We start from the raw sequence: 7,271 nt of genomic DNA, 5'->3' as shown, positions 1-7,271 counted from the left end.
TAAAACGCTAACTATCTAATTAATAAGGGAGTTCATTTATTTTAGGTAGGCTTTTCAGGAGCTATTTCCCGCTATCCGCTATATCTTTTTTTAGCCGAAAAAAAATCGTCTCAAAAAAGGATGCCGCTTCCTATCGGGGCTAAGCCAATCGAGAAGCTTGGGATTTCTCGAGGAAAGTATTCCTTTTAATTCTGAAAGGATTTAAAAAAAAACCTACTGCAACAACAAATTTCTTCCATGCCACAAAACCGAAGGATCAATAAGAACAATACAGAAAACACCGGCAACAATCAGAAATTTCAACACATTGTGAAGCAATAAAAACTGTCCCTTAGTTTCCGATTTCCATAAATAAAGCAGGAAGAAAATCAGGATAATCAAACAGATATAAAAATAAATGTCCATATAACCAACATTATAAATTTCAATCAAAACATAAACCGGAACCACCGTAAAAATGGTCAAAGCAGTAATGATTTTTTTCGAAACCGCTTCGCCATATATAATAGGAATGGTTTTGTAATCATTAGCCAAATCACCTCTGATATTTTCCAAATCTTTAATCATCTCCCGAATCAAAAGCAATAAATACAAAAAAGTGGCATGTGCAAAGATGACTTCATAAAGGTTTTTATAATACAAAAGAATCGCGAAAAATGGCAAAACCGCCATAAAAGCAGCCATCAAATTACCGATAATAGGATATTTTTTTACTTTATGAGAATAAAACCAAATCAGGAAAATATAAACCGAGAAGTACAAAACGGCCCGCCACGAAACGAAAAAAGCCAAAAAGGCAACGATAAAATTCAGTGTAAAATAAACGTTCAATTTTGTTTTTTGACTTACCAATCGGTCTAACATAGATTTGTTTGGACGGTTGATTAAATCTTTTTTGCTGTCATAAAAATTATTGATAATATAACCCGAAGCAATCGTAAGCGAGGATGCCAAAACGATAATAAACAAGTTGAAATCCAGCAATACCGACAAGGCTCTTTTTTCGGGAGCAAGAATAAATATGGCCGAAAGGTATTGCGCCAAAACAATTATTGGAATGTTGTAACCTCTAACGACAGAGAACAAACTGACAATTTTCATTAGTAAAAGCTTGTTCTTCCTGCTTAACATTTTAAGAATTTAATGTTTGAAGTTTCCTTTTTAGGATTCAAGAGTTTGGATTAAAACTGGTAAACCACTTCGAGTTTATAATCTTTCAAAGAAGCTTTTGCTTTTTCTAAATCTTGTGTAAAACCCAGGATGTAACCGCCACCGCCGGAACCACACAATTTCAGATAGTAATCGTTAGTGTCAATCCCTTGTTGCCAGATATTGTGAAATTGCTCTGGAATCATTGGTTTGAAATTATTCAAAACCACTTTTGATAATTTTTTGGTGTTCTCGAAAAGTGATTTCATATCGCCACCAAGAAAATTTTCTACGCAGGCATCAGTATGTTTTACAAATTGGTTTTTCAACATCGCACGGAATCCTTTGTCTTTCAGGTTTTCCATGAAAATACTCACCATCGGAGCCGTTTCGCCCACAATACCTGAATCTAATAAAAACACCGCGCCTTTTCCGTCAAAACTTTGATTTGGAATTCCGGTGGCTTCAATATTATCTTTGGAATTAATAAGAATCGGAATACTCAAATAACTATTCAAAGGGTCTAAACCAGAACTTTTTCCGTGGAAAAAAGATTCCATTTGAGAAAATATATTTTTTAACTGCAATAATTTTTCACGAGTCAGATTTTCTAAAACCGTGATTTTATTTTGCGCATATTTATCATAAATCGCAGCCACTAAAGCACCGCTGCTTCCCACTCCGTATCCTTGCGGAATACTGGAATCAAAGTACATTCCTGCTTCCACATCATTTTTCAAAGTCGTTAAATCGAAAGTAACCAATTGCGGTTGTTCGTTTTGCAACGTTTCTAAATAGGAAACAAAACGTTTCAAATTTCCATTGGATTTAATGGCTTCTGCAGAAGAATTCACGTCTGTTTTCAGCGCGCCGTTATAAAAATTATAGGGAATAGATAATCCTTTTGAGTCTTGAATAATGCCGTATTCTCCGAAGAGTAATATTTTTGAGTAAAACAGAGGTCCTTTCATATGGCAGTTGACAGTTATAAAGTTAACGGTGAACAGTATTTTTTATTGGAATAAAGATACAACAAAAAACAATTGATTTTAATTGTTAATTAAAAGAGCTCCATTTCCAATTTCGTCACAAATGTACTGCCCATTTTGGCAATAGCCAACTAATTCGTTCTTAATAAATTGCAAAACTTTTTCTTTGACATTATTTGGATACAAAACATGCACATTAGCGCCAGCATCGAGTGTAAAGCATACCGGAATTTTCGTCTCATTTCGGAACTTCCAAATCGCATTGATGATTTCCAAAGTATTGGGTTTCATCAAAATAAAATAGGGCATCGAAGTCATCATCATCGCATGCAAAGTCAAGGCTTCGCTTTCCACAATTTTGATGAATTGGTCTAAATCACCATTTTCAAAAACAGCAATTAATTTGTCTAAATTTTCATGCGCTTGTGCAAAACGCCTTTCGGCAAAAGGATGAGCGTGCATCAAATCATGTCCGACGGTGCTCGAAACCTGTTTTTCGCCCTTGTCAACCAACAAAATGGTATCCTGATAATTCTTAAAATTGGCATGTATTTTATTTGGAAATTCTACACCAAACAAATCAGAACTTCCTTTAATATTTGCGTGATTTCCCCAAACCACAAGACTTCCTTTTACGCTTCTGCAAGCGCTTCCGGAACCCAAACGCGCCAGAAAAGAGGCTTTTTGGTAGAAATAGTCTTCGCTTATTTCAGGATTCAACTCTTTTTCCAAACTCATTAAATTCATGGCTAATGCCGCCATTCCAGATGCGGAAGAAGCAATTCCGGAACTGTGCGGAAACGTGTTTTGCGTATCAATCGTAAAATGATATTCCTTCAAAAAAGGCAAATAGGGTTCAATCCGTTCCAGGAATTTCTGAATTTTCGGTTTGAAATCTTCTTTGGGTTTTCCTTCAAAAAGCAAATCGAAAGAGAAATTCCCATCATTCACTTTTTTAGCGAAAGCCAATTTGGTAATCGTTTTACAGTTATTCAACGTAAAACTTACCGATGGATTTGCCGGAATCTGATGGTCCTTTTTTCCCCAATATTTCACTAAAGCGATATTACTGGGCGCGCTCCACTGGAAACTGCCTTTTTCAACCGAATGCGTATATTTTGATGGAATAAAATCGTTTGCTGAAATCATGAACTTAAAAATTTACGCAAAGATACTTTTTTGATTTATACGCTGATTCGTTTATTTATTGAAACACTATAAAGTTTTGATTAAATTTGAAAAAAAATCATCATGAATAAATTAACGCGAATTCTTACCGTTGTGGTCACTTGTCTTGCCGTAGGTTATTTCTCCAGTTTAGTAACCCAATCGAGTATCGAAACCTGGTTTCCGACATTGATAAAGCCAAGTTTTAATCCGCCGAGTTGGGTTTTTGCACCGGTTTGGACCATGCTTTACATCATGATGGGAATTGCCGCAGGATTGGTCTGGAACCGAATTGATTCCGAAAAAGAAGCGGTTAGAAAAGCCTTAATCTTCTTTGCGATTCAACTGGCGTTAAATGCGTTATGGTCGTATTTGTTTTTTGGATTAAAAAACCCGTTGTTGGCACTTATCGAAATTGTGTTATTGTGGCTGATGATTTATGAAACCTATATCAAGTTTGCGAAAATCGATAAAATCGCGGGTTATTTATTCATTCCGTATTTGGCTTGGGTGAGTTTTGCCACGGTTTTGAATGCCAGTATCTGGTGGTTGAATAAATAAAAATGCTAACCCTTTCAGAGTTTTAAACTCTGAAAGGGTTTTTGTTTTACGTTATGCTATTCGCCAAAATAAATCCGCTGGTCCACGCATTTTGGAAATTAAATCCGCCGGTTATCGCATCAATATTTACAATTTCACCTGCAAAATAAAGGTTTTCGTGTAATTTACTTTGCATGGTTTTGAAGTTGATTTCCTTTAAATCAATTCCGCCGGCAGTTACAAATTCTTCTTTAAACGTACTTTTCCCATTAACCTGAAAACTGGCATTGGTTAATTGATTGGCTAAATTTTGCAATTGCATTTTAGATAAATCCGCCCATTTGGTTTCGCTTTCGATTCCAGATGCAAGCACCAGACTTTCCCAAAGACGATTCGGGAATTCAAAAGGCGATTTCTTGGAAACGGCTTTTTTGGAATGTTCCAGTTTTAATTCTTTTAAGATTTTTTCAGCGTCTTCGGTATCTACATCATTCAGCCAATTCACAAAAATCGTAAACTGGTAATTTTTTTCAAACAAAGTTCGTGCGCCCCAAGCCGACAATTTCAAAATCGCAGGACCGCTCATTCCCCAATGGGTAATTAATAACGGTCCGGTTGAAGTGAGTTTAGTGTCTTTTACTTTTACGGTAACTTGTGCAGCAACGCCCGGCAATTCTTTTATTCTTGCATCTTTAATGTTAAAAGTGAATAGGGAAGGAACCGGACTTACGACGGCATGACCGAATTCCTGCAGCATTTCCCACATTTTAGGATTGCTTCCTGTGGCCAAAATTAATTTTTCGGTGATATAAGTTTCGCTTTGCGTTTCAATTTTCCATAAATCGTCCTTTTTAAAAATCGACTGCACGCTTTGGCCGGTTAAAACCGAAATCCCTAATTTTTGAGTCGCATTCAGAAAACAGTCAATAATCGTTTGCGATGAATTGGAAACTGGAAACATTCTGCCATCGGCTTCAATTTTTAATGCTACACCATGTTTTTCGAACCATTCGATAGTATCGCCGGAGCAAAATTGATGAAAAGGACCACGCAATTCTTTTTCGCCACGAGGATAAAATTTCACTAGTTCATTAGGTTCAAAACAAGCGTGTGTTACATTACATCTTCCGCCACCGGAAATACGAACTTTCGTCAACACTTCTTTCCCGCGTTCCAGAATGGCGACTTTTAATTTCGGATTTTTTTCTACGATATTAATAGCGGTGAAAAAACCCGCCGCGCCGCCGCCAACGATTATAATGTCATAATTCTGGTTCATATTCTGTCTGGGAAATCGGAGATAATTCCGTTTACGTTGAATGATTTTATTTTTTGGATGTCTTCGGGTTCATTGACAGTCCAGGCAAATACCTGAATGCCTTCTTCCTGCATTTTAGCGGTGTTTTCCTTAGTCAATAAATGATAATAAGAATGTATGGATTGGGCATTTATGAATTTGGCGAAAGCAAAAGCTAGATTTAAATCAGATTCTGTCAAAACACCCAGAGGAATTTTTGAATCCGATAAATGGATGTCTAACAACGCTAACCAGTCGAAGCTGGAAATTAAAAACTGGTCGTATTTCCAGTGCTTTTCATTGATGTAAAACTCAATCAATTCCATTACAGGCTTTGCCATTGCCTTTCCTTTAAGTTCAATATTGATCAGGCATTTTTGGTTTACCAAATCAAAAACCTCGATTAATGTTGGGATTTGCTGCGGCATTTCGGCTACAAGTCTAGTGTCAAATTGATTGTTGATGAATAAAGTTTTGATTTCCTGAAGCGACAGTTCCTTTACAAAACCCATTCCGTTAGTCGTTCTGTCGACCGTGTAATCATGCATAACGATTAATTCACCTGTTTTACACAAATGTACATCGAGTTCGATACCATCGACATTCATGTCAATCGCTTTTTGAAAAGCAACCAAAGTGTTTTCGGGGGCATAGGCTTTGGCGCCACGATGAGCAATGTTGAGCATTTACAGAAACTTTTTACAAAGGTAACTAAAATAAAAAAAGCACAAACCGGAATGATTTGTGCTTTTTAATGGATTTATTGAAATTTATTCCGCCAATAAAATTTTGTATTCCCAAGGTTTAAAAGTTAGTTTTTGTTCTTTGGTAAAAACAACTTTATTTCCTGAAATATAATCAGTGAATTCACCTTCTATTGGCAAAGAAAAAGTTTGATTAGCTTTAGACAAATTACCTACAAAAATCACTTTCTTACCTTGTTTTTCTCTTTCAAAAGCCAGAATATTCTGGTCAGATGAGGAAGCTATTCTTTTATAAGAAGCTGCATTTTTTCCACCGTTCAGTGCAACATTTTCATTTTTTAATTTTCCTAATTTTTCATAAATCGGAAACATTTTTCCTTTAGTGGTAGTCAATGAATCTTTGACAAAGAATTTTAATCTTCTGTTGAAATCATATTCCTGACCATTATAAATTAAAGGCATTCCGGGAATAACATAAGTCAACGCAGCAAAAGTTTCTACCGCATTGCCCATTCTTTCATATTCCGTTCCGTTCCAGGAATTTTCATCATGATTGGAAGTGAAATACATGGTAAAATCATCTTTTTCCCAAGTCGTATCTTTTTTAGTGATGTAGTTGTCCCAGTCTTTTACTGTTTTTTTGCCTTGAGCAATATCATTCATGATATGGTGTGATTCCCAACCGTAAGCCATTTCGAAAGCTTTTTTGGATAACTCTGGTTTTTCGGCTTCAGCCAGCATAAAAACCGGTTTGGTTTTTTTTAATTCAGCAGAGGCATTATCCCAGAAATCGGTTGGTACTTCTGCTGCTACATCACAACGGAAACCGTCAACATTTGCTTCTGTTAACCAATACTTCATTTCGTCGACCATTGCTTTTCGCATCGCCGGGTTGTTGTAATCCAATTTTACGACATCAGTCCAATCAAAAGGAGAAATCATTTTGCCGTCTTTGTCTTTGGCATAATATTCAGGATGTTCCTTTACCCAGGCGTGATCCCAGGCCGTATGATTGGCTACCCAGTCCAGAATTACATAAATTCCGTTTTCATGTGCCGTTTTTACCAGATTTTTGAAATCTTCCAGTTTTCCAAACTCAGGATTTACGGCTTTGTAATCTTTAATGGAATAATAACTGCCCAAACCTTCTTTTCTTTTTTCGATTCCAATCGGATAAATAGGCATTACCCAAAGGATTTTGACCCCTAATTGTTTCAATTTTGGAATGTCTTTTGCGAAAGCGGCAAACGTACCTTCAGGTGAATATTGACGAATATTGGCCTCATAAATGACCGCACCTTCCGGAACAGCATCCGAAAATGGTGCTATTTCCTGAGTTGCATCTGCTATTTCTTTTTTCTCTTCTTTTTTACAGCTCAGCAATAAAGTTAAGCTTAAGGCTAATAAGACGATTTTTTTCATAAT

At 36.3% G+C, this 7,271-nt stretch carries 7 protein-coding genes; 1 reads left to right on the top strand and 6 read right to left on the bottom strand.

From position 1 onward, the window contains the following. Positions 1 to 213: 213 nt before the first annotated feature. From VI621_RS05085 to VI621_RS05075, 3 genes are all read right to left on the bottom strand, one after another. A complete protein-coding gene (locus VI621_RS05085) occupies positions 214 to 1,131 on the bottom strand; it encodes a geranylgeranylglycerol-phosphate geranylgeranyltransferase (RefSeq protein ID WP_324217300.1) in 918 nt (305 codons plus the stop codon). A 50-nt stretch (positions 1,132 to 1,181) separates the two neighbouring features. Then, positions 1,182 to 2,120, bottom strand: coding sequence for a mevalonate kinase (locus tag VI621_RS05080; RefSeq protein WP_324217299.1), 939 nt, complete (start codon positions 2,118 to 2,120; stop codon positions 1,182 to 1,184). A 78-nt stretch (positions 2,121 to 2,198) separates the two neighbouring features. Then, positions 2,199 to 3,287 carry a diphosphomevalonate decarboxylase gene (locus VI621_RS05075; protein ID WP_324217298.1) on the bottom strand — a complete coding sequence of 363 codons (1,089 nt, stop codon included), beginning with the start codon at positions 3,285 to 3,287 and terminating at the stop codon, positions 2,199 to 2,201. Between the two features lie 102 nt (positions 3,288 to 3,389). Between VI621_RS05075 and VI621_RS05070 the strand changes: the two genes are divergently transcribed. Beyond that, a complete protein-coding gene (locus VI621_RS05070) occupies positions 3,390 to 3,866 on the top strand; it encodes a TspO/MBR family protein (RefSeq protein WP_324217297.1) in 477 nt (158 codons plus the stop codon). Between the two features lie 46 nt (positions 3,867 to 3,912). Here the strand turns inward: VI621_RS05070 and VI621_RS05065 are convergent, their stop codons facing one another. The 3 genes from VI621_RS05065 to VI621_RS05055 form a co-directional block, all read right to left on the bottom strand. Beyond that, positions 3,913 to 5,124, bottom strand: a complete 1,212-nt coding sequence (locus tag VI621_RS05065) for an NAD(P)/FAD-dependent oxidoreductase (protein ID WP_324217296.1) — start codon at positions 5,122 to 5,124, stop codon at positions 3,913 to 3,915. Next, the gene (locus VI621_RS05060) at positions 5,121 to 5,828 is read right to left on the bottom strand and encodes a glycerophosphodiester phosphodiesterase (RefSeq protein WP_324217295.1); all 708 of its coding nucleotides are present in this window, start codon (positions 5,826 to 5,828) and stop codon (positions 5,121 to 5,123) included. The genes VI621_RS05065 and VI621_RS05060 overlap by 4 nt, the downstream gene beginning before the upstream one ends. 84 nt (positions 5,829 to 5,912) lie before the next feature. Then, positions 5,913 to 7,268, bottom strand: coding sequence for an alpha-amylase family glycosyl hydrolase (locus VI621_RS05055; protein WP_324217294.1), 1,356 nt, complete (start codon positions 7,266 to 7,268; stop codon positions 5,913 to 5,915). Between the last annotated feature and the right edge of the window lie 3 nt (positions 7,269 to 7,271).

The organism is Flavobacterium sp. (genome assembly GCF_035292545.1).
GTDB lineage: Bacteria > Bacteroidota > Bacteroidia > Flavobacteriales > Flavobacteriaceae > Flavobacterium.
Note: the sequence above shows the minus strand (reverse complement) of the source record. Positions and strands in the feature narration are given on the sequence as shown.

Coding starts and splice junctions, on each gene's coding strand:
- VI621_RS05085 (WP_324217300.1), bottom strand. CDS start 1,131: ATGTTAAGCAGGAAGAACAAGCTTTTACTAATGAAAATTGTCAGTTTG.
- VI621_RS05080 (WP_324217299.1), bottom strand. CDS start 2,120: ATGAAAGGACCTCTGTTTTACTCAAAAATATTACTCTTCGGAGAATAC.
- VI621_RS05075 (WP_324217298.1), bottom strand. CDS start 3,287: ATGATTTCAGCAAACGATTTTATTCCATCAAAATATACGCATTCGGTT.
- VI621_RS05070 (WP_324217297.1), top strand. CDS start 3,390: ATGAATAAATTAACGCGAATTCTTACCGTTGTGGTCACTTGTCTTGCC.
- VI621_RS05065 (WP_324217296.1), bottom strand. CDS start 5,124: ATGAACCAGAATTATGACATTATAATCGTTGGCGGCGGCGCGGCGGGT.
- VI621_RS05060 (WP_324217295.1), bottom strand. CDS start 5,828: ATGCTCAACATTGCTCATCGTGGCGCCAAAGCCTATGCCCCCGAAAAC.
- VI621_RS05055 (WP_324217294.1), bottom strand. CDS start 7,268: ATGAAAAAAATCGTCTTATTAGCCTTAAGCTTAACTTTATTGCTGAGC.